Source organism: Coleofasciculus sp. G3-WIS-01, assembly GCF_040223135.1.
Classification (GTDB): Bacteria; Cyanobacteriota; Cyanobacteriia; order Cyanobacteriales; family Coleofasciculaceae; genus Coleofasciculus.
This window is the reverse complement of record NZ_JAVJZI010000060.1, coordinates 27066-48287: the sequence shown is the minus strand read 5'-3', so window position 1 is coordinate 48287 and position 21222 is coordinate 27066. Positions and strand designations below refer to the sequence as shown.

General features: G+C 44.1%; 13 protein-coding genes. 3 read left to right on the top strand and 10 right to left on the bottom strand.

Features of this window, described 5'->3' with window-relative positions:
- Positions 1 to 267 precede the first annotated feature (267 nt).
- On the bottom strand, positions 268 to 873 hold the full coding sequence (locus RIM23_RS06220) for a Uma2 family endonuclease (protein ID WP_446365405.1): 606 nt from the start codon (positions 871 to 873) through the stop codon (positions 268 to 270).
- A 261-nt stretch (positions 874 to 1134) separates the two neighbouring features.
- Entirely contained in the window at positions 1135 to 1788 is a 654-nt protein-coding gene (locus tag RIM23_RS06215; protein ID WP_446365403.1) for a glutathione S-transferase family protein, read from the bottom strand.
- A gap of 781 nt (positions 1789 to 2569) precedes the next feature.
- On the opposite strand from RIM23_RS06215, the gene RIM23_RS06210 reads away from it, so the two are divergent.
- On the top strand, positions 2570 to 3646 hold the full coding sequence (locus RIM23_RS06210) for a DUF3474 domain-containing protein (protein WP_446365401.1): 1077 nt from the start codon (positions 2570 to 2572) through the stop codon (positions 3644 to 3646).
- A 147-nt stretch (positions 3647 to 3793) separates the two neighbouring features.
- On the opposite strand, the gene RIM23_RS06205 is transcribed toward RIM23_RS06210, so the two are convergent.
- The 4 genes from RIM23_RS06205 to RIM23_RS06190 all read right to left on the bottom strand — a co-directional run bounded on the left by RIM23_RS06205 (position 3794) and on the right by RIM23_RS06190 (position 9043).
- Positions 3794 to 4471, bottom strand: coding sequence for a DUF928 domain-containing protein (locus RIM23_RS06205; RefSeq protein WP_446365399.1), 678 nt, complete (start codon positions 4469 to 4471; stop codon positions 3794 to 3796).
- 163 nt (positions 4472 to 4634) lie between these two features.
- Entirely contained in the window at positions 4635 to 7046 is a 2412-nt protein-coding gene (locus RIM23_RS06200; protein ID WP_446365397.1) for a CHASE2 domain-containing protein, read from the bottom strand.
- A gap of 172 nt (positions 7047 to 7218) precedes the next feature.
- Positions 7219 to 8169 (bottom strand): DUF1822 family protein, encoded by a 951-nt coding sequence (locus RIM23_RS06195; RefSeq protein ID WP_446365395.1) that lies wholly within the window; start codon positions 8167 to 8169, stop codon positions 7219 to 7221.
- Between the two features lie 223 nt (positions 8170 to 8392).
- Entirely contained in the window at positions 8393 to 9043 is a 651-nt protein-coding gene (locus tag RIM23_RS06190; protein WP_446365393.1) for a sigma-70 family RNA polymerase sigma factor, read from the bottom strand.
- Positions 9044 to 9426: 383 nt separating this feature from the next.
- Here RIM23_RS06190 and RIM23_RS06185 point away from each other — a divergent pair, with 383 nt between their 5' ends.
- Positions 9427 to 14241 carry a two-partner secretion domain-containing protein gene (locus tag RIM23_RS06185; RefSeq protein WP_446365392.1) on the top strand — a complete coding sequence of 1605 codons (4815 nt, stop codon included), beginning with the start codon at positions 9427 to 9429 and terminating at the stop codon, positions 14239 to 14241.
- Between the two features lie 191 nt (positions 14242 to 14432).
- The gene (locus RIM23_RS06180) at positions 14433 to 17387 is read left to right on the top strand and encodes a CHAT domain-containing protein (RefSeq protein ID WP_446365390.1); all 2955 of its coding nucleotides are present in this window, start codon (positions 14433 to 14435) and stop codon (positions 17385 to 17387) included.
- Positions 17388 to 17529: 142 nt separating this feature from the next.
- Here the strand turns inward: RIM23_RS06180 and RIM23_RS06175 are convergent, their stop codons facing one another.
- From RIM23_RS06175 to hisZ, 4 genes are all read right to left on the bottom strand, one after another.
- Entirely contained in the window at positions 17530 to 17859 is a 330-nt protein-coding gene (locus RIM23_RS06175; protein WP_446365388.1) for an element excision factor XisI family protein, read from the bottom strand.
- Positions 17847 to 18263, bottom strand: a complete 417-nt coding sequence (locus RIM23_RS06170; protein WP_446365386.1) for a XisH family protein — start codon at positions 18261 to 18263, stop codon at positions 17847 to 17849. Before RIM23_RS06170 ends, RIM23_RS06175 begins: the two co-directional genes overlap by 13 nt.
- 119 nt (positions 18264 to 18382) lie before the next feature.
- On the bottom strand, positions 18383 to 19408 hold the full coding sequence (gene hisG / locus RIM23_RS06165) for an ATP phosphoribosyltransferase (protein ID WP_446365384.1): 1026 nt from the start codon (positions 19406 to 19408) through the stop codon (positions 18383 to 18385).
- A 70-nt stretch (positions 19409 to 19478) separates the two neighbouring features.
- Entirely contained in the window at positions 19479 to 21050 is a 1572-nt protein-coding gene (gene hisZ, locus RIM23_RS06160) for an ATP phosphoribosyltransferase regulatory subunit (protein WP_446365382.1), read from the bottom strand.
- Positions 21051 to 21222 lie beyond the last annotated feature (172 nt).

Here is a 21222-nt window from a genome sequence, read left to right as displayed (position 1 = left end):
TCTGCTTGCATCCATCCCTCAATAATTCCTACCAAAACGTTAACCACCGGGTTATCGACCGCCTCTTTAAATGCTTCAGTACCTCCTGATTTGAGAGCAGCAATCACTCGCGCTTTCAGCGTGGGATTATCAATGGATAATGACCTCTCCTTAAAAGAAGAGGATTGAAATTAAGGAAAATTTTTTTTAATTTCTTCGTAAACGAAGAGGTCTTAGACCCAATTAATCAATTGTCAATTATCAATTATTAATTATCCATTGACAAAATTAATTGGGCATAACATCGTCGAGTTTGAGTTGTAAGTTGGGCAAAAGGTAAGATGTAATTGTATCTCCCAAGCGATATTTTTGCTGCTGATACGTCCCCCTAATAAGTTGGCATACTGTAAAAGTGGGTTGTTTTGGCTTGCCAATGAATTGCCAACCGCCTAAGCCGCGAAAGTCTACAATCCAGAATTCGGGAATGCCTAGAACCGCATACTCTTCGACTTTTCTAGCATAGTCATCTTGCCAGTTTGTGCTAACAACTTCGGCAACGAGTTTGATTGTTTTGCCATTACAAATAATTGGCTCTTTTTGCCAAAGCGGTTCGTTGCTGAGTTCGGCTTTATCTAAAACAATGACATCAGGGCGTAGTGCTGTCGCTTCAGCAGCGAGTGGTTTAATTAAACAACTTTTGGGAATTAACCAGTTTAACTGATTACCAATAATTTCGGCATAGATTCTACCCGCAATAGTCCCAGCAACTTCTTCATGAGGACCTGTTGGTTCCATGTCTCGTAGTTCTCCATCAATAAGTTCGTACCTGGGATTATCCCCATATTCTGCTATAAATTGGTCGAACGTTAGAAGTTTAGATGGGGTGTAAGTCATAGCATTTTTCGGGAAAGGCAGTTTTATTGTTTATTCTAGCTTGTAGAACTGGAAGCCTCATCTCTATGATTGTCTCATATCCAATCCACCTTTTCACATCTTGCACCAGTAGCAACAATTAGCCAGGGATTCAAATCCCTGGCTCAAAGCTTGCATTCAGCTAAAGCTGACTGGATAAGAGTTTTAGTCCATTAAAATGGACTTTAGCTTTTAGCCCGGAGTTCAAACTCCGGGCTCCGGGCGGATGTCTAGATCTCTGGATTATCGCTTCTCTAAAATGGCTCGCATATTCGGGAGAGCGGCTGCAATCATTTCAGGTTTCACAGATGTCTGTTGCCAACTTTCTCGCTGCTCAAGTTGCTGGAACCATGGCTTTATGGATGGGTAAGTGTCTAGAGATAAACCTAATTGGGGTAAGGAGGGGACAAGTGTTCCAGCTACGATATCCGCTAGGGTGATTTGATTATTCACAAAGTAAATATGTCCCGCCAAAAGATTTTCATAAAATTGAATAATAGTCGTTATGCGTTGCAGAGCATTGTCAATTTTATCAGGATTGACTTTGAGTCCAACCAAGAGTTTAGTTAAAGGAATCATCAGCGGCTGAAGTTCATTAACGGCTATCATTTCTACCATCCGAACCGTTGCGATCGCGTCAATTTCACTAGGTATTAATGATGGCGTTGGATACTTTGCCTCTAAATAGTCCAAAATGGCTAACGATTCAACAATCCGAAATCCATTATCGATGACGACAGGAATTCGCTGAAGCGGGTTAATGGCGGTAAAATTCTCACTCAGGTGATCTCCATCTAGATTCACCAAAATTGGCTCAAAGGGAATTTGTTTTTCCAGTAATGTCACCCAAACTCGGCGAGCATTAACAGAGATTGGATTGTAGTAGAACTTTAGCATTAGATTATAAGTAATTGTTGGGATTTTCAACAATCATAACCTAGAAGTATGGCTCTAATTCTAATAACCTCACTCGCTTTTCCGTCGGATAGGATTTGGCGCGATCGCACGAACATGAAGGAATAGCAAGGGTTCCTGAATGCGCTGGGTTATAGCTATAGAATTGGGTTGGTTATGAATCATGATATGTTGGGTTTCGTTCCTCAACCCAACCTACAGCGATGAGCGATCGCACATTTTGCCTAAAGCTTTTCAATCCCTTGATTCCAATGTCGTTTAACCTGCAATTCTCAACGATATCCGCTAGGCTGACTCTCTCGTACATAAGATGATAGATTTTCCTTATGTGTGTGGCAATTGGTTGGATTTGAGGAAAACCTAGCTTCTAAGCTGGCTTAGTTGGGTTGAGGTTGCTTAAACCAACACATCTAGTTATAGTGTTAGAGCTACGTCTGATTGACTACTGAATACATATTTATAGTATTGTGTCAACTATGTTTTGCACTGACTGATACTATAAGATATTGCTATGGGGAGCAAAGGCAACATCTGGCATAAATGCTATTTTGGTGCTAATGGGATGAGCCGCTTGCGCGATCGCGTAGTTATTGACTGACAAACAACTGATCCACTAATTTTAGATTTATTTGAACAACTAAGGTCATAAAAGGTTACAATCAAGCTTGTGTAATTCAAGCCTATATTTACCCGGTTTACCTGGCATATTGTGTGTGGCAGGTAGTTGACTTAATGTAGGTTTTAAAATTAAATTGGAAGTTTCGTGCAATCAAACACAGTTCTCAAGCAGGCAACGATTACAGCCTCATCCACTCCTAAAGAAGAGTTACCCTTTACTCTCCAAGACTTAAAAGCGGCAATTCCCGCCTACTGTTTTGAACCCTCTGTCTGGAAGTCTCTAAGTTACTTCTTTCTAGACATTGGCATAATCGCTGGATTTTATGCCATCGCCTATAAACTGGATTCCTGGTTCTTTTTCCCCATCTTCTGGTTACTCCAAGGAACCATGTTTTGGGCGTTGTTTGTGGTGGGTCATGACTGCGGTCATGGCTCTTTCTCTAAGATTAAATGGCTGAATAACCTGATTGGACATCTGTCTCACACTCCCATCCTGGTACCCTTCCACGGGTGGCGCATCAGTCACAGAACCCATCATGCTAATACTGGTAGTCTGGAAACAGATGAAAGTTGGTATCCGGTATCTCAGAGTAAGTATGAACAGATGCCATGGTATGAAAAGCTATTCCGCTTTAATTTACCATTGCTAGCTTATCCCCTCTATCTATTTAAGCGATCGTCTGATCGCAAAGGTTCCCACTTTTTGCCCAGCAGTCCGTTATTCCGTCCCTCAGAAAAATGGGATATTGTCACCAGTTCTACCCTCTGGATATTAATGGTTGCCTTTTTAGGTGGACTGACTTTTCAGTTCGGTTGGCTATTTCTGGTGAAGTATTACCTGGTTCCTTATGTGGTGTTTGTAATGTGGCTAGATTTGGTCACGTTCCTGCATCATACCGAACCAGATATTCCCTGGTATCGAGGAAAGGATTGGTATTTCCTTAAAGGAGCATTATCAACGATTGATCGGGATTACGGCTTTATCAATCCCATTCATCATAATATCGGGACTCATGTGGCGCATCATATTTTCTTGAATATGCCCCACTATCACTTGAAAACGGCAACCGAGGCAATTAAGCCGATGTTAGGCGATTATTATCGCTGCTCAAATGAGCCGATTTGGAAAAGCTTTATTCGTTCTTACTGGGCTTGTCATTTCGTTAAGGATCAAGGCTCTCCAGTTTACTACGAATCCCCCAAACATCCGCGAGCCAACTAAAGGCTAAAATACGGATTCACTCATTTAACCAATCAGGAAATTTTAACGATAGAGAAGATTAACAACGTAATTGTTATCTTCTCTATTTCCCTGATACGTTACTATAGTATTCCTATTTCACTTTAATTGTGTCCACCTACTTATATGTTAAAAACTAATCGCGTCTAGCCCCAGTAAGCGCAACAGGTTATCCCACTCCTGTTGGTTCTCCCGTCCAGCTAACATATTCAGCGCCTCGTAGGAAAAGCCATTTTGGACATAAAGTATCGCTTGTTCCTCTCGTGTCGCCGCCCCCAACAGTTCCCCTAACTTTGAATCAATATCTTTCCGTTTCACCCAAGCAAACGTCGAATCCTTTTGTGCCGGAGTTGTCGGCGTACAATACACATCAACATGCAAAAACGAACGATACCACTCACCCTTGTCCAACGCCGCCGCTGTCGTCGGAAGCACAATAGAAATAACTCCCGGTATTCCAGTCAGGGATAACGGCATTTCATAGACTGTCTCACCCCGTCGAGTTTGCAGAGAAAACTTAGCCGAACGAATAGACTCTGGCGCATAAGGCACATAAAACCAAAACGTAGGATAGTCTTGAGTCGTAAATCCCCAGCGCAATTGTTGGTCTGAATCAGCCGACTCTTGAGTAACTAAAACCAAAGGCGTAAGAGGTTGCTGGATATCCGGACAAGGACCACGACTTCCGGCTGGAACAGTTCCCTCTGGTGCATCATCCCCAGGATTTGGCGGGGGTTGTTGTGCATAACCTTCTCCTGGGATTGGCTGTGCTTGTATTGGCGTTAAGCTAATCATAGCAAAACTCATTGCCCAACCTAGTGCAAGAAGGCAGAAGGCAGGAGGCAGAAGGCAGGAGGCTTTTTGGTTTATGTTAACTGGTAGGTATTTGAACCCGCGCTGTAGTAGTAGTATATTAAATAATTTTTGTTGGGTCAGCATTGTCTTAAAAATTGACTATTATTCTACTGTTCTACCCTTTTCTCCTAGAATAAACGATCGCGCCGCCACTTGTACCCACTATCGCCAAGGCTGAGGGAACCAGGGGTATCCAAATGCCTTGGGTAAACAGGTAATAACATCCTCCATATAGAATAACCAAAGCCATGGCGCTGGCGATCGCGAAATGGATGGGTGAGTTTAACCGCCAAGCCAGTATACCTGCCACACCGGACCAACCCCAAATCCATAAGATATCTCCCCAAGGCGGTAGGATGGTTAACAATGGTCGTCCATCTAAAACCGCACTGAGGATTTGACTCACCATTTGGGCGTGGAGAATCACCCCTGGAATTTGTTGAGCCGGGGAATTATCTTGACTATAAGGAGTGAGAAAATAGTCATGGGATTGGGAGTGGTGCGCCCCAATCAAAATAATCCGATTTTTCACCAGTTCGGGTTGAACCTTATCCTGGAGAACATCGGTTAGGCTAACGATAGGGGCAATTTTGTCAACAGCACGATAGGAACGGTAATTCAGTAAGATTTGATTTCCCCAGGTATCGGCTTTTTTATACCCTCCCACTGGTGCTTTTAAGCGATAGCTTGTAGTAAGCGCTTTAGCGCTTCTACGAACCCAGCTTTCAGGTTGAGTCAACTTAAGGGTAATGCCTTCAGCTTTCAGATAATGAGTCGCTAATTGAAAGCTAAGGGCGTAGGGTGTTGTACAGGGAGACGTCGCCGGAACCCCCATTGATAAAAGATGGCGACGCACAATACGATCTGAATCCGGCAGAACATTGCTAAACCCTAGTCGTTCTCTGGGAATATCTGCTGGGGGTGAAATACTCGAATAGTCATCTCCTGGTATGCCGATATGACAGATGGCAAAAAAACGGTCATCTTGACGCAAATAAGCCTTTAATTGAGCCAGTTTAGGTTCATAATCGGGGGGATCACGAAAAATATCCAAGCCAATAACTCTGGGTTGATAAGCTTCCAGTTTCTGCACCAGTTTATAGAACACTTCATCAGAAAGTGAACCGCGTCTATTTTCCTGTTCCGGTAACTGCAAATCCTTGTCTGTAATTGTTACCACCAAGAGACGGGAATCGGGTGCTTCATCAGGGCGCGATCGCATAACACAATCATAGGCTTTTAACTCCCAAGGTTGTAGTAGTCCGAGATACCGGGTGACGATAACCAAACCTGTTACCACGACACTTGTCATAAACGCAGGTTTAATGCTTCCCTGATTTCTTCGTTTCCGGGTTTTCTTGTCCTTTTGTCTACTTCCGTTGTCCAGCCAATCCTGCCAACTGGGAGGAATCGCCGCCGGATTTTGGCAAATCAAAGGTAACCAACTCGCACCGGGGAAATCATTCTCTAATCCCTGCAATTTTTCCCTGGCTTCACGTACTGCTAAATAAAAGGATTCTCCTCTCGAAAAAGCCGTCAGAAACTCTTTTAAAAAGTCCTGTGCCACTTGATCTGGTACAGGTTCCCGCATGACAATCATTTGCGGGATGTGTAAAGAAGCGAGTTCCCGTGCTAATCCCAAGCCATCACAAGAGTTAAAAATCGCGATCTTTAAACCCCGAACAATAGATTTACTCAAACCATGTTTAAGCTGAGATATCGTTAAACTATCGTTTTGGTTGATAAATAATTGACCAATTTCACCATCAGCTTGGCTAGAACTATGTCCAGCAAAAAACAAGATATCCCAGCCGCGTTCATGCCACAGTTGGGCATTTAATTCTCGGCGGCTAGGTTCAACTAAAAATGAAATTTCTGCATCTGGCAATTCTTTGAGCAACTTTCGATCCGCTTCAACATCAATCCCCGTGCTATTGCCGAGAATTGCTAAAATCCTAACTCGTTTAGCAGACAAATTATCAGGTGTTTGGCTTTTTTCATAGTTTATGGCACTAACAGCAATTTCGGCGTGAGGATAATCCTGAAAAAAACTCCAGAGATGCCAGGGAATTTTTCTCAGTTGGTTATCTTCCGTTTCAATAATTACACGAATTTCATCGGTGTGAGCTAAATAAAGTCGTAATTTCTGGTCGATGGTTCTAAATTCATCCGCGTTAAACCAGGTGTTAATGTGGTTTTGTAATTCCTGACAGACATTATTGAAATCGGCATCGGAAACTTGGGTAACATCACCATCATCAATTTCAAAGTCTTCATCAATGACTGAGGAGTGACGCCACATTCGATTCTGATAGAGTTCCGGATTTTCTTGCGCTAAGGATTCATAGAGTAACTCGTATAGTAATTGCCAACGGCGGTAAAGTTCGAGAATTGCGGGTGCTGGCGGTAAGCTTCCCGTCAATTGTATCGGGTGAGGATTATCAGTTTCCCGCAGTTGAGCGATAACAACAGGAAAACCATCGTTTAAGTTACCATGTCCTAGATTTAAGACAACTAGCTTACTCATTTCCCTCAGAAATAATTAAGGCAGAAGGGTTGTAGGGGCGGGTTTTACCGATAACGTTTTTGACAAAACCGATAACTGAACTAAACCCGCCCCTCTAGGTAACAACGGAGAAATTGTAGGTTTAGAGGCTGACTCTGCAATTAACCTCTCTATCTCAGCTTTATCTGTTTACTCAAACGCTAAATTCTTCTGTCACGCTCACACCATCCAACACCACTTGGATACTGAAACCTTTCCCATAAGGAACTTTAAAGCGTTTCAGTTGAATGTAGTTATCTTGAGTACGCGATCGCACCTCCTGTATAATGTTCCCGGATTGGGCGTGTAAAATCAACTGGAGATTGGCGGGTAAGTAGGTTTCCCCAGCCGCTGGGTGTAGCTGGATACGGATACCCACCTTGTCATCAGCTTCCTGGATTAAGCCCACTAGCATCGTCAAGGGTTGAGATTCCAATTCCATTCCTAAATCGATTAGCTTGACACCCTTAACCGATGCTTGTGTCAACTCGGAATTCTTTCTGAATCCCCAGGCTAAATTGCCTGATTCTGTACCGAACAGGCTATCCAGAGATTGCCAACCCGCCTCAAAGAGATTTTCAAACCATTGGCTTAATGTGACTGAGAGTTTGATGGGTTCAGGCTGTTGAATTTGACTCAGATGAGTGAGTACATCTTCGATGGGTTGTAATTGGTGGATATGGACTTCATTGGCTACAGTTTGAGTAAAGCCTAACAATGTAGCTTCTCCGACGGATTCATCAATTTGCACCAAGATATAGCCAATGCGTTCGGCTGATACTTCAGGGGGAATCGAACAGATTTGCTGGTCTTTTTTCAGGGGACGACATTCTAAGCGTCCTTTTCCAGTTACGTCTAAATCGGCGACATCTACACAGAAGCGCATCACGGGATTCCAGCTATCTCCCGCTGTCAAGTCTGTAGCTATTCCCATCATTTGCAAGTAATCATTGACTGCACAAACGGCTAGGGTATTGAGATAAACTTGTTCCTGCTTTGGGGGGGTTTGTTGTTGTCTGGCAAACTGTTGCGCTGTCTTTTTGGCTACCTGAGTAATCGGCAAAGGTAGGGAAAATTCTTCGATGTTTGGCTGGGTATAAGTCATGGCTATAATGTAGAATGGTAAGAATGTAAACGGGTTAACTTGTCAAACTGTTGAACTGGCGGCGATAATGTAAAATGATGTAACAATTTATACTCAAGTCAGGCTTGGCTCAGATCAGTCAATCGGAGTTCACCCATAAATTAAGTGCTATGACTATCGGCAAACGGATATCAATGGTCAAATCATCTGAGCAATTATCATTCTGGCTGCTTCCCTGCCGCTTCTACAAATATCCCTGCGACTCGCCAAATTTACGCAAGCGCGGCATACATTTGCGGCGATAAAAAGCATTTAATGTTGACACAGAAACACCAAATTCTTGTGCCAAAGTATTCCAAGGCGTTTCTGGGGGTAAACGTCGTAAAATTAACACTTGGCAAGTGATTTCCGGATGACCCTTGATGTGAATGCGACGCAACTCTCCATCAGAATCGGCTTGCGCCCACTCTCTAGTTTCTTCAAGAATTGGTGGAATATCGGGTGAAGCGGGGATGTTTTCTATCGGATTGCTACTGGATAGTTCGGGGTCTTGCCCCAAGTTAGAATGGCCGGTAATTTTCCGTTTCTGAGTCTGGGATCGTTGGAGTTTGAAATCGAGCAATCGTTTCTTGAGATATTCATTGAGCCAGGTAATAACACTAGCACGTTCCGGATCATACTTGTCAATATTTTTGCATAAGTAGATCCAAGTTTTTTGTAAGGCATCTCCATAGTTGGGGTCATTGTCTTTCCAAAGTTTGCCCGATTTTATAATCGCTCGAATCAGCTTAGTCAAGTCTCGCTGGCGTTCAGGCGTATCGGGTGGGTGAGAGCAAGCCTGGGCGATTAACTGGCGCAGTTGCTGGTGAAGTTCATGGGTTTGGTGATTGACCATCTCAGGTAAAGGAAAGAGTTTTCTTTATTAACTTATCTGGTGAGATTAGGAATTTTATGCAAGAGTTTAGTCTCGAAGGCTACCCGTTTGCCATAGGGGTATTGATTTCGATTACACCGACTGAAGATCGAGGTTAAACCAGTCAGTAGGAAATCACTAAATGCCGGGAAGCGCTAAAGCGCTCACTACGAACGGGGAAGCGCTAAAGCGCTCACTACGAACTGTGATCTTTGGGTCGAATCGCCCTCTTATCCCGTTAATTTTGTTTACATTAAATAACATTAAATAACATTTTTTGACTTAATGTATTGAATGGCTCGATCTTCAACACGACATTAAGGTGTAATATGATTCTCAGGTAAATTTACAAAAAAATAAGACGTTTGTCAATTAACAGGCGATCGCGCAGCAGCCGGGTGGGAAATGCCATGTTTAGAAAAAGTTTATGCACAAGCCTGAGGTGTTGGACGTTACAGCTAGGCAGTTCTTTCGCACTAGCGGGTTTTGTCCTCTTGGCGGGAAATAGCACCCATGCCCAGATTACATCCGATGGCACTCTGGGGGATGAATCTTCCATCGTTACTCCTAACGCTAGGATTAATCAACAGATTGTGGATTTAATTGAAGGCGGCGCGGTTCGCGGCGCGAATCTCTTCCACAGTTTTCAAGACTTTAATGTCAGCGAAGGACAGCAGGTTTATTTCACCAATCCTACGGGAATTGAAACGATTTTCAGTCGGGTAACGGGAACGGATATCTCAGATATTTTGGGAACACTGGGCGTTAATGGAAATGCCAATTTGTTTTTACTTAATCCCAATGGGATTGTTTTTGGTCCTCATGCATCCCTCGATATCCGGGGGGCGTTTGTGGCGTCCACTGCAGAGAGTTTAGTCTGGGAAAATGGGACTCAGTTTAGTGCGACAAATCCCCAAGCACCACCACTGTTAACGATTAATGTGACACCGGGATTACAGTATGGGTCAACCTCTCCCCAATCAACGATTATCAATCGAGGAAATTTGGCGGTGGGACAAGATTTCACTGTGCAAGCCGGGACACTGGATTTACAGGGTCAGTTATTGGCGGGGGGTGATTTAAGCTTATTCGCCACGGATACGGTGAAGGTGCGCGATACGGTAACGAGTCCGTTTATCGCGGCGGCTAGGCGTCAGTTACTGGTGCAGGGAAACCAAAATGTGGACATTTTTGCCCTGAATCACCCCGACAGTGGCTTGTTTGCTCAGGGAGATTTGGTCTTGCGATCGGAGAATACTGTGGGTGGTGATGCTCACTATAGCACAGGCGGCAGTTTTCGGATTGAACAGCTTGATGGTAGTTTAGGAGGTTGGTCAAGTCCCGATGACCCGATTATTCGCGCTAGAGGTGATGTTAGTTTTGATGTTTATGTCGGTGCATCACTGCATATTTTAGCGGGGGGTAAAGTTGATATTGGTACAGTCTTAATTACAGGTACAGATCAAACGAATTATTTGCAAGATACGATAACTCTGTCCGATGGAACTGATATCCAAATTGATGGACGTGAAAAACCAACGCTTGATGTGCGGGCGGGGGTTGATCCAGATAAAATCGGTATGCCTGGGATAACCGGTTTTAGTGTTTTTTTAGACCCTAATTTATTTTTTGACCCTAACCAACCCAGTTTAAGTGATGTGGCGACAAGTGCGGATATCACTATTGGCGATATCGTGTTTGAGTCAGGTGTTGTCGATGGCGTGGTTTTGCTGACGAATCAGTATCAGCCGAATCCGGCTTTACCCGGTGGACAGATAGAAATTACAGGGAAAGGCTTTTTTGGGTTGGGTATTAATACGAATAGTGATGGGACTAATAGTCCAGAAAAAGCTGGCGATATCATTATTGACTCAAGAGGCGGTATTGTTTCTGCTGGAGAATTACAGGCTATTTCTGGTGGAGATGGAGGGGAGATAAAACTTATCGCTCAAGATACTATTACGACAGGAAACATTTTGTCTTTTTCTTTTTCTGCCAATAGTGGTCAGATTCGGTTCATTAGCCATAATGGCGCGATTGATACAACCGCCGGAACTATAGCTTCCTTTTCTAATGATGGAATAGGTGGCGATATTACATTCGTTGCTCACGATCACATTCAAACAGGAAACATCAACTCTTCTTCTCGCTTCTCCAATAGTGGTGAGATTAGTCTTACTAGCAATAATGGGAGAATTGATTCCACAACCGGATGGCTCGACTCCTCTTCAATTGAGGGAAATGGGGGGAATATTTTTCTCAGTGCTAATGGGACGATTAATACCGCCGATATTTTGGCTTCTTCCTTCTCCTCCGATAGTGGTCAAATTCGTCTCACCAGTAACAGTGGTGCCATTGACACGAGTGCTGGGTTTATTGCTTCGGCTTCCACTGATGGCAAAGGCGGAGATGTTACGTTCATTGCTCAAGAGAATATCACGACAGGAACCATCCGGTCTTTTTCTCGCTTCTCCAATAGTGGTCAGATTAATTTCACCAGTAACAACGGTGGGATTGATACCACAGCCGGCTTGCTAGATTCTGCTTCAACTAGGGGAAATGGAGGGAATATTTTCCTCAGTGCTAACGGCAATATTTATACCGCCGATATCTCCTCTGTTTCTTTATTTTCTAATAGTGGTCAGATTAATTTTACCAGTAAAAACGGGGAAATTGACACCACCGCCGGATTGCTAGATTCTGCTTCAACTGGGGGAAATGGGGGAGATATTTTCCTCAGTGCTAACGGCAATATTTATACCGCCGATATTTCCTCTGTTTCTTTATTTTCTAATGGTGGTCAGATTGATTTTACCAGTAAAAACGGGGAAATTGACACCACCGCCGGATTACTAAATTCTTCTTCAACTGAGGGAAATGGGGGGAATATTTTCCTCAGTGCTAATGGCAATATTTATACCGCCGATATCTCTTCTATTTCTGGCTTTTTTCAGGGTGGTCAGATTAATTTTACCAGTAACAACGGGGAAATTGACACCACAGCCGGATTACTAAATTCTGCTTCAAGTGAGGGAAATGGTGGAGATATTACATTGATGGCTCTTGAGCAGATTACAACAGGAGAAGTCGAGACGTCTAGTGTGTCCCGTAATAGCGGCAGGATCAGTATGATTAGTACCCAAGGAGGAATTGACACGACTGGAGGTTTTCTGAGTACCTTCTCTCTTTATGGTTCGGCAAATTCTATTCACCTTGAGGCTCAAAACGAAATCACGACAGGAAATATCGAAACCTTTGGTTCTTTTTCTGCTGGTGATATTATCCTGAAAACTCGCGCCTCTATTTCTACAGCAAATAGTTTGATCGGCAGTACAACGACGGGTTCAGGAAAGGGAGGTAATATCTATGTTCAAGCACGATCACTCTCTTTAACTGATGGTGCTACTATAAGTAGTAGCACTTTGGGAACAGGAGATGCTGGCAGTGTGTTTGTGATGACTGATGATCGGATAGATTTGAATGATGGTGTCATTTCCGCTAGATCCCACTCTACAGCGACAGGTAAGGGGGGTAACATTACGATTGAAACTGACTCACTTTCTTTAACCAATGTGGCTTTTGTGAGCGCTAGAGCCGTTGGGCAAGGAGATGCTGGAAATATAGAAATTACGGCTCAGGGTGAAATTTCGCTCTCCGATTTTAGCACTATTGGAGCAAGTGTTGAATCGGGCAAAGGTGGAAACATTACCATCACCGCTGATTCACTCTCCTTAGATAATTCTAGTATTGGTACTGACACTATTGTCCGAGGAGAGGCAGGGAATATATCAATATTTACCGATGGCACTGTCTCTTTGGCAAATACCAGCACAATATCAAGTAGTCTTTTCCTTGAAGCTGTCGGTAAGGGGGGTGAGATTACCATAGCGGCTGACTCGCTTTCCCTCATGAATACCGCTTCCATATTTGTTAATACGTGGGGACAAGGAGATGCTGGCAACATTTTTGTAGACACGAATGACGCCGTTTATGTGGAAAACTTTGCCGGAATTTCCAGTAATGTTTTACCTGAAGCTGTCGGCAATGGGGGTGAAATTCGGATCAAAACTGGTTCATTATTCCTAACGGATAGCGCCTCCATAGACACTAGCACTAATGGACAAGGAAACGCCGGTGATATCATTGTCCAAGTTGATGATCAAATCCAGCTCATAAATAACGCTTCGATCAATAGCAGTGTAAATGATAATGCTGTCGGTCAAGGTGGCGAAATTAACCTAGCCTCTGACTCCCTGTATATCGCCGATAACGCTGGTATTTTGAGCGCCACCATAGGACAAGGAAATGGCGGCAGGATTGTGGTTAATGTTGATGACTCAGTTTCAATCATCCAGAATGCTTTGATCGCTACATCAAGTTTGCAAGGGGATGCGGGTGACATTGAAATAACAACCCCGACTATCTTTCTGAACGATGGAGATATTGTAACTGAAGCCTTTTCCGGTGAGGGTGGCAATATTCGGCTTCAGAACCTGGATTTGTTACTGATGCGCCACGAGAGTCGAGTATCTGCAACTGCAGGTCGAGCTAATGCCGGTGGCAATGGTGGTAACATTACCATTAATGCGACCGACGGCTTCATTATTGGTCCGGCTTATGAAGACAATGATATTACTGCCAATGCCTATGAAGGGAATGGCGGTAATATTGATATCACCGCTCAACGCATTATTGGTTTAAGAGAACGCCCCAAACTGACTCCCAAAAGCGATATTACCGCGAGCTCAGAATTGGGATTACAGGGGACTATCGAAACCACTGAATTAGCCGTTGACCCCAATAGTGGATTAGTGGCTTTACCCACACAACCTGCGCCACCGGAAGTCGCCCAAAACTGTCAACCTGGTGAAGTTAATGCCAATCGGTTTTATAACACTGGATCTGGGGGATTACCTCCCAATCCTAATGAAGCCCTTGTCAGTAATGCTGTGGCTGTACCCGATTGGGTGACTCTTGATCAAGGCGATAGTGTGAGTTCTACCCCAGCGACTCATGTCAGCCAAAACCGGATTATCGAAGCCCAAGGTTGGGTCAAACGTGCCGATGGAACAGTGGTGCTGACGGCTGAACCGACTACGATGACGCTTTTACCCACTTGTACGATTCGTAGCCAATCATCTGAAGCGGAAACTTCTAGGAGCTCAAGGGAGTGGAGATAGTCAATTTAAGCCCTGTTGAAAAGGAAATCGCGGAACCAAACGAAACTTTCGTCCGCTTGACAAGGACTAACCTGTGGAAACCCCTGTGGAAACCCGCGCAGGCGGGTTTGGTTTGTGTAGCTGCGGTTTCAACCGCCCCTTGCTGTGCGATCGCTCGTATTGCTACGAACCAGTTAAATGAGTGACAGGTTATGACTATTTTTGATACCAAGATTACCATGGCTAGGGTGCACGTCGAGAACAGGGCGCAGGTTGGGAACAGGGCGCAGGTTGGGAACAGGGTGCAGGTCGGGAACAGGGCGCACGTCGGTGCGCCCCTACGGAAACCCAATGTTAAACCTATTTCAACGGGGTTTAAGTTACTCTCAGAATTTTATTTTAAGGGGTTCTCTAACCTATTAACATTACTATTAAGCGCCGCCCTCTTCCCCACTGTTATCTCTATCCCAGCTTTTGCCCAATTTCCCCAAACTGAAACGAATCCCGCACAACTTTTACAACAAAGCCGAACTCTCTACGAAAATGGACAATTTTCTCAGGCGATAACGTCCCTCCAACAAGCCGCTACTGCTTTCCAATCCATCGGTGATGTACAGCAACAAGCTATGGCATTGACCAATCTTTCCTTAGCTTATCAACAATTACAACAATGGCAAGACGCCGAAGCCGCTATCACTAAAAGTCTGAATTTATTACAATCCCATCCCGATAACGCCTCACAACACTTAAACCTGCTCGCCCAAACCCTGACAATTCAAGGTCGTCTACATCTTACCATTGGCAACCCAGAAGCCGCCCTGAAAAGTTGGCAAGAATCAGCCGCTATTTATACTCAACTCAATCATCAAACAGGGATCACGCAAAGTCAAATTTATCAAAGCCTTGCGTTACAAGAAATAGGACGTTATCGTCAAGCCATGAGAACTCTACTTGAACTTAATCCATCCTTACCCAACCAACCCGATTCTCTACTCAAAGCTATCGGATTACGCAGTCTGGGAAATCTGCTGCGTATTGCCGGACAGGTTGAATCTCTAGATGAATTATTCACCCAACCCAAAGATACAGAAAACTATGACTATTTAGACCAATCCAAACACCTCTTAGACCTCAGTTTAACTCTCGCTCAACAATTACAATCTCGCCAAGAAACTGGCGAAGCTTTCCTCGGTTTAGGTAACACCGCCCGCGCCGCCTATACACGTGCCAAAGACGCCTACGATCGCCTGCAAATCCCGATTGACCGAAATCGCGCCAACGAAAAGGTTACAGCCGCTCTCGCCGCCTATCAACAAGCGGCAACGACTACCCCTTCCCCCTCTACCCGTATCCAGGCACAACTGAATCAATTGAGCTTGGCAATTGACTATCAGGAATGGTTGGCAAAAACTGCACCCCATTTAGCCAAAAATGCTCCATCTCCTCCCCTAAACGCTCAACTCGAAACCTTACCCCAACTCCAGGATCAAATTGACGCATTACCCCTAAATCGCACGGCTATTTATGCTCAGATTAATTTCGCCCAAAGCCTGATCCAATTACTTTCGCTCACCAAGCAAACCAATCTGAAATTAAATTCCCAGATCAACAGTTCCGTCATTGAAAAACTCTTATTCACCGCCATTGAACAAGCTAAACATCTCAACGATAAACGAGCGCAAGCCCACGCTATGGGAAATCTCGGCAGTCTTTATGAACAAAATCAACAATGGAAACCCGCCCAAACCTTAACCGAAAATGCGCTGATTTTGAGTGAAGCCATCAAAGCCAAAGACTTAGCCTATCAATGGCAATGGCAACTGGGACGAGTGTTAAAAAAACAGGGGGAAAAACAAGGTGCGATCGCGGCTTATTCGGAAGCGGTGACTAGCCTGGATTCCTTGCGTGGTGATTTAATCAGTCTCAATAATCCCGACTTACAATTCTCCTTTCGTGATCATATCGAACCCGTCTATCGTGAACTCGTAGATTTACTCCTCTCCCAGCCGGATGAAACTAGCCGAAAACCCAGCCAAGCTAACCTAAAAAAAGCCCGTCAACTCATCGAAGACTTGCAAGTGGCAGAACTAGAAAACTTCCTCCGTTGTCGCTTATCTGACGCCACCACCTTACCCATTGATCGGGCGATTGATGAACAAAATTTGAATGCCGCAATTATCTATCCAATTCTCCTGGAAAACCGGATTGAAATTATTCTCAAATTGCCCCAACAATCGGAACTCATCCACACCACCACATTTATTCCGAAAGCGGAAGTTGAACGCACTATCGAACAACTCCAAGACGATATCCAAGAATACAAAACTGGATTAGATGCTAATTCCCGATTTCGTTTAGTTTATGATTGGCTGATTGCCCCTATTGAAAACGACTTAACCCAAACCCAACAACTAGAAACCTTAGTCTTTGTCTTAGATGGCGCGTTCAGAACAATTCCCATGGCAACCCTGTATGATGGAGAACAATACCTGATCGAAACCTATAGTATTGCCCTGAATCTGGGTCTTCAATTTGCCAAAAGCGAATCCTGGCAATCCGAACAATTCCAACTACTAACGGCTGGACTTAGTGAAGCCCGTCATGGGTTTAAAGCCCTTCCTTATGTTGAGGATGAATTAGCACAAATTCAATCGAATCTTCCTCATAGCCAAATCTTACTCAATTCAGCATTTACCAGGCAAACGTTTCAAAACCAAATTAATTCTCAACCCTTTGGCGTGGTTCATTTAGCCACTCATGGACAATTTAGTTCGAGTCCAGATGAAACCTTTATTCTCGCTTATGATCAACCAATTAATGTTAATCAACTCAATCAATTCCTGCAAACCCACACTGAAAATCGCCCCGATGGGATTGAATTACTGGTGCTGAGTGCTTGTCAAACCGCCACAGGGGATCAACGGGCGACGTTAGGCATTGCTGGGATCTCAGTCAGGGCGGGGGCGCGGAGTGCGATCGCGTCTTTATTCAATGTTAATGATAATTCTACCGCTTTGCTGATGAGTCAATTTTACCAAGAACTAGCACAACCCAATATTACCAAAGCCGAAGCCCTGCGCCGCGCTCAGATCAGTTTATTGCAAAAAGAAAGCTATCAGAGTCCTTATTATTGGTCTCCCTATATTCTAGTGGGTAATTGGCGGTAAAGGGGTATAAAGGTATATTCAGCAGACCCTATTTATTAATTTTCCTTTAACCGTTCCAAGAATAGCTGATAGTTCTGATACTGGGAACTAAATACATAATCCGGTGACGTAATTGTCGTGAAGTTCCTGACTCCTATTTGCTTCAACTAGCAGCAAACTCAGTAAATTTTCGTTTATATGGGGCTTTAAAACCCAAAACTATATCTTGTTTAGGAACTCCAGCTTCTACTAATTCATTAGCCACTCCGATTTCGGTTCCATCGCGTTCGATCCAAATTTTGCCATCTTTAATTTCTACGTAAATGATACAACCAAATATCCGCGTTAGTTCTTGCCAACCAAGATTAAGAACTTGATAGCGATCGCGCTCCGTATCAAATATAAGCTTTACTTCTGTCTGACTATTTGAGCAATTTTTTGCGTGGTTTTCAAGGATTCTTTGGACGATTTCTTTGTAATTCAGTCTCTCCATATAACAATCTCCTCTTGAGCCGGGTTGAAAATTAGTAATTTTAGTTTATATTCGCCAATTATTCTTTGAATAAACCTCCGACTAAAAAACTCATCGTAAACATCTACCGGAACGGCTAAATACAAAGTCCGATCAGGTTCGATCAACCTCAATGCTGAACGGTAATTGAGACATTGACCAAGAGCTAGGTGAAATTCAGTTACGTCTGAGGCTCCTAAAAATGATTTTATCTCTACTGCTATTTTTTTACCAGTTTTCTCAGCCGCGAAAATTCTCTCTGCTGTTAAGTCTATGTAAAAATCAACATCCTCTACTTGAATAAATAGATGCTCGTCAGTAATTGTCCATCCATCTTTTTGGAGGGCTGTTTTAACTGTATTATGAAATAAATCTTTAGCTGGCATAAATTAACTTGAGTTTGCCAATGCATTTTGCCGTTCACCGACCAAAACAGCACCCTTATCGCCGCAAGTGATCCGTTCTATCTTGCTTTTCAATCATATTCATCGGATATCCCTATTTATTAATTTTCCTTTAACCGTTCCAAGAATACCTGATAGTTCTGAGATTTTGAACCAAATACATAGTCGGGTGAAGTAATCGTCATATCACTCCCACCCGTCTTTCTTAGATGATTCACAGCCGCAAGTAACATGTTTTGCTCAACGACAATGGTTACAGCATACCAATCCTTTTCTTCCTTGGAATAAACCTTGGCAATCGTCGGTCCACGTAACCCGGTTAAACCGCTCAACTCGCTGTGATTGACCAAATAATCTCCAATCTCATCAGCTGATTTGCCCCGAACATTAGCCGTGATTGAGACGTATTTTTTGGCATTTAGATTTGCCTCAATTAATTCCAAGATCGTTTTAGTCGTATCAAGTTTCGTGGGGTTCTCTTGGAGGAGACGTTTATTGCCAATGAGACAAGCTTGGGACTTTAAAAGCGTGCCACCAGTAAGACGCTTCAATCGGTTTTCTCGCAGTGTAGTTCCGGTACTGGTGACATCGGCAATCATGTCCGCATAACCCATGCTGGGTGCCGCTTCCATTGCTCCTTGGACGGAGACGAGGGAAAAGTTGACAATTAGCTTTTCATACAACCAATCTCTGGTCATATTGGGATATTTTGTGGCAATTCTCAGGGTTTTACCTTTTTCTTTAAATAGAAGCGTGAGTTCGGCTAAATCTTCAATCGAAGATACATCCACCCAACTTTCAGGAACAGCTAATACCAGTTCGCATTTACCGTAACCCAAACGGTCATGAATAACCACGACATTATCATGACCCACGCCTTCTTCACAGACGACATCATAGCCAGTAATTCCTAGGTCAACGCTACCTTCTTCAACTTTGGTGAAAATATCAGCAGCCCGTTGGAAAAGTACATTAATTTGAGGGAGTGAAGGAATCGAGCCGAAATATTGGCGATCGCTCGGTCTAAATACACTCATCCCACATGCTGCAAGCAGGCTGGTTGTAGAGCGTTCCAAGGCTCCTTTACTGGGGAGAGCGAGGCGAACTGGGGATTGGGGATTGGTCATTGGTCAGGGAACAGGGAACAGTGAACAGTGAACAGTGAACAGTGAACAGGAAACAGTGAATTCTATTGTCTTATGTCTTATGTTTTAATTCATCATGAATATGCTTGGCGGCGTCGCTTACCGTTAGCTGCTGCTGTTCTCCAGAGTCCATCTGTTTAAGTACAACTTTTGATGCTATACGTTCTTCTGAACCTACGAGAATGGTGTAAGGAATGCCTTTTTTGTCGGCATACTGAAAGTTACTGGAAAGACTTTTACCTCTAAGCTCCATGGCTACTGCCAATCCAGTATGTCGCAATGTTTGGGCAACGTTAATGGCATAACCCGCATCATCTTGACTGACAGGAACAACCAAAACATCCACCTGTCGCTGCACTTGCCAAACTTTGCCCTCGGCTTCTAGGGCTAATCTCAGCCGTTCCATCCCGTAGGAAAAGCCGGTGGCTGGGGTATCTTGGCGTCCGCCAAGCGTTGCCACCAAATCATCATATCGACCGCCGCCGCAGAGTTGTCGCTCCTGCTTACCGACGCCATGATAGATTTCAAAAATCATGCCTGTATAGTATTGCAATCCTCGGCTGAGTCCTAAGTCTAAACTAATTTGACTGGAGTCTAGGTTATAGAATTCCAATGTTTTAATAATCTCACGGAGTTGTTCAAGTCCAGCATCATCAATACCATGGGAACAGAGGAGAGTTTGGGCTTCTTTTAAGACTTCAGTCGGTTCTCCTACCAGTTGTCCCAGTTGACTCATAAACTCTAGCGCCTTACTTACCCTCTCCGTTTGATCTTGGCGTTTTATTTTGGTCAGTAGGCGATCAACGATTTCTTGGGCGTCGCGATTACCAGCCAGTTCAATGTTCATGCTGTCTAGGAGATCCAGAATCGCGGTTTGGGCGTCGGATTCTTCCATTCCCTGAAAGAGTTGACTCAAGCGTTGGGGGTGAGCCGTGTCAGGGTTCGTTTGTTCTAGGCTGAGTTGGGGGTTGGAGGTATAGAGGGCAAATGCTGGATAGATATCACACAAACGCTGTTCGACGGCTGATTTGCCTTCCTTGCGTAAAATTTCCATATTGGCAAGCAGGAAGCTACGCAGGCGACTTTCGATCTGAAGGTTATCCAGAAACCTAGATATTACACCAATATGACCCAGGACAACTCTATACCCGCTTAATCCTAGGTGATTTAACCCTTGAGATGCGATCGCGATAATTTCGGCATCCGCCATCGCTCCAGTCGCGCCAATCAATTCAATCCCCATCTGGTTAAACTGGCGGTAGCGTTCTTTCTGGGGGCGTTCGTAGCGGAAGGCTGAACCCGCATAGTAGAGGCGGATGGGGTGGGGGACGCCTTGCAGGTTGTCTACATAAGCGCGGACAACCGAGGCGGTAAATTCCGGGCGCAAGCAAAGGCGGCGGTTGCGGTAGATGAAGTCATAGAGACGGGGGGCGATTTCTTCTCCGGATTTCCTTAAATACAGTTCTGTATATTCAATCAGTGGCACGTCAATTGGACGATAGCCAAAGGATTGGAAGCATTGGCGCAGGGTATCTTCAAGCTGTTTGGTGATGGCGTAATCATCGGGCAATACATCGTTGACGCCGCGTACTCTTTCAATTTTGGTCGTTCGCATTTTGGTCATTTGTCATTTGTTTATGTCATTCGTCCTTTGTCATTTGTCCTTTGTCATTCGCTCTATGTCCTTTGTCATTCGTTATTTGTGATAATTGGACGGTTAGGTCGGGGCGGGTTTAGTTATATCAGGGTAACACCAAAGGTTAATGGTAAAACCCGCCCCTACAAAAGCTTCCCCA

Coding starts and splice junctions, on each gene's coding strand:
- RIM23_RS06220 (WP_446365405.1), bottom strand. CDS start 873: ATGACTTACACCCCATCTAAACTTCTAACGTTCGACCAATTTATAGCA.
- RIM23_RS06215 (WP_446365403.1), bottom strand. CDS start 1,788: ATGCTAAAGTTCTACTACAATCCAATCTCTGTTAATGCTCGCCGAGTT.
- RIM23_RS06205 (WP_446365399.1), bottom strand. CDS start 4,471: ATGAGTTTTGCTATGATTAGCTTAACGCCAATACAAGCACAGCCAATC.
- RIM23_RS06200 (WP_446365397.1), bottom strand. CDS start 7,046: ATGAGTAAGCTAGTTGTCTTAAATCTAGGACATGGTAACTTAAACGAT.
- RIM23_RS06195 (WP_446365395.1), bottom strand. CDS start 8,169: ATGACTTATACCCAGCCAAACATCGAAGAATTTTCCCTACCTTTGCCG.
- RIM23_RS06190 (WP_446365393.1), bottom strand. CDS start 9,043: ATGGTCAATCACCAAACCCATGAACTTCACCAGCAACTGCGCCAGTTA.
- RIM23_RS06180 (WP_446365390.1), top strand. CDS start 14,433: ATGACTATTTTTGATACCAAGATTACCATGGCTAGGGTGCACGTCGAG.
- RIM23_RS06175 (WP_446365388.1), bottom strand. CDS start 17,859: ATGGAGAGACTGAATTACAAAGAAATCGTCCAAAGAATCCTTGAAAAC.
- RIM23_RS06170 (WP_446365386.1), bottom strand. CDS start 18,263: ATGCCAGCTAAAGATTTATTTCATAATACAGTTAAAACAGCCCTCCAA.
- hisG (WP_446365384.1), bottom strand. CDS start 19,408: ATGACCAATCCCCAATCCCCAGTTCGCCTCGCTCTCCCCAGTAAAGGA.
- hisZ (WP_446365382.1), bottom strand. CDS start 21,050: ATGACCAAAATGCGAACGACCAAAATTGAAAGAGTACGCGGCGTCAAC.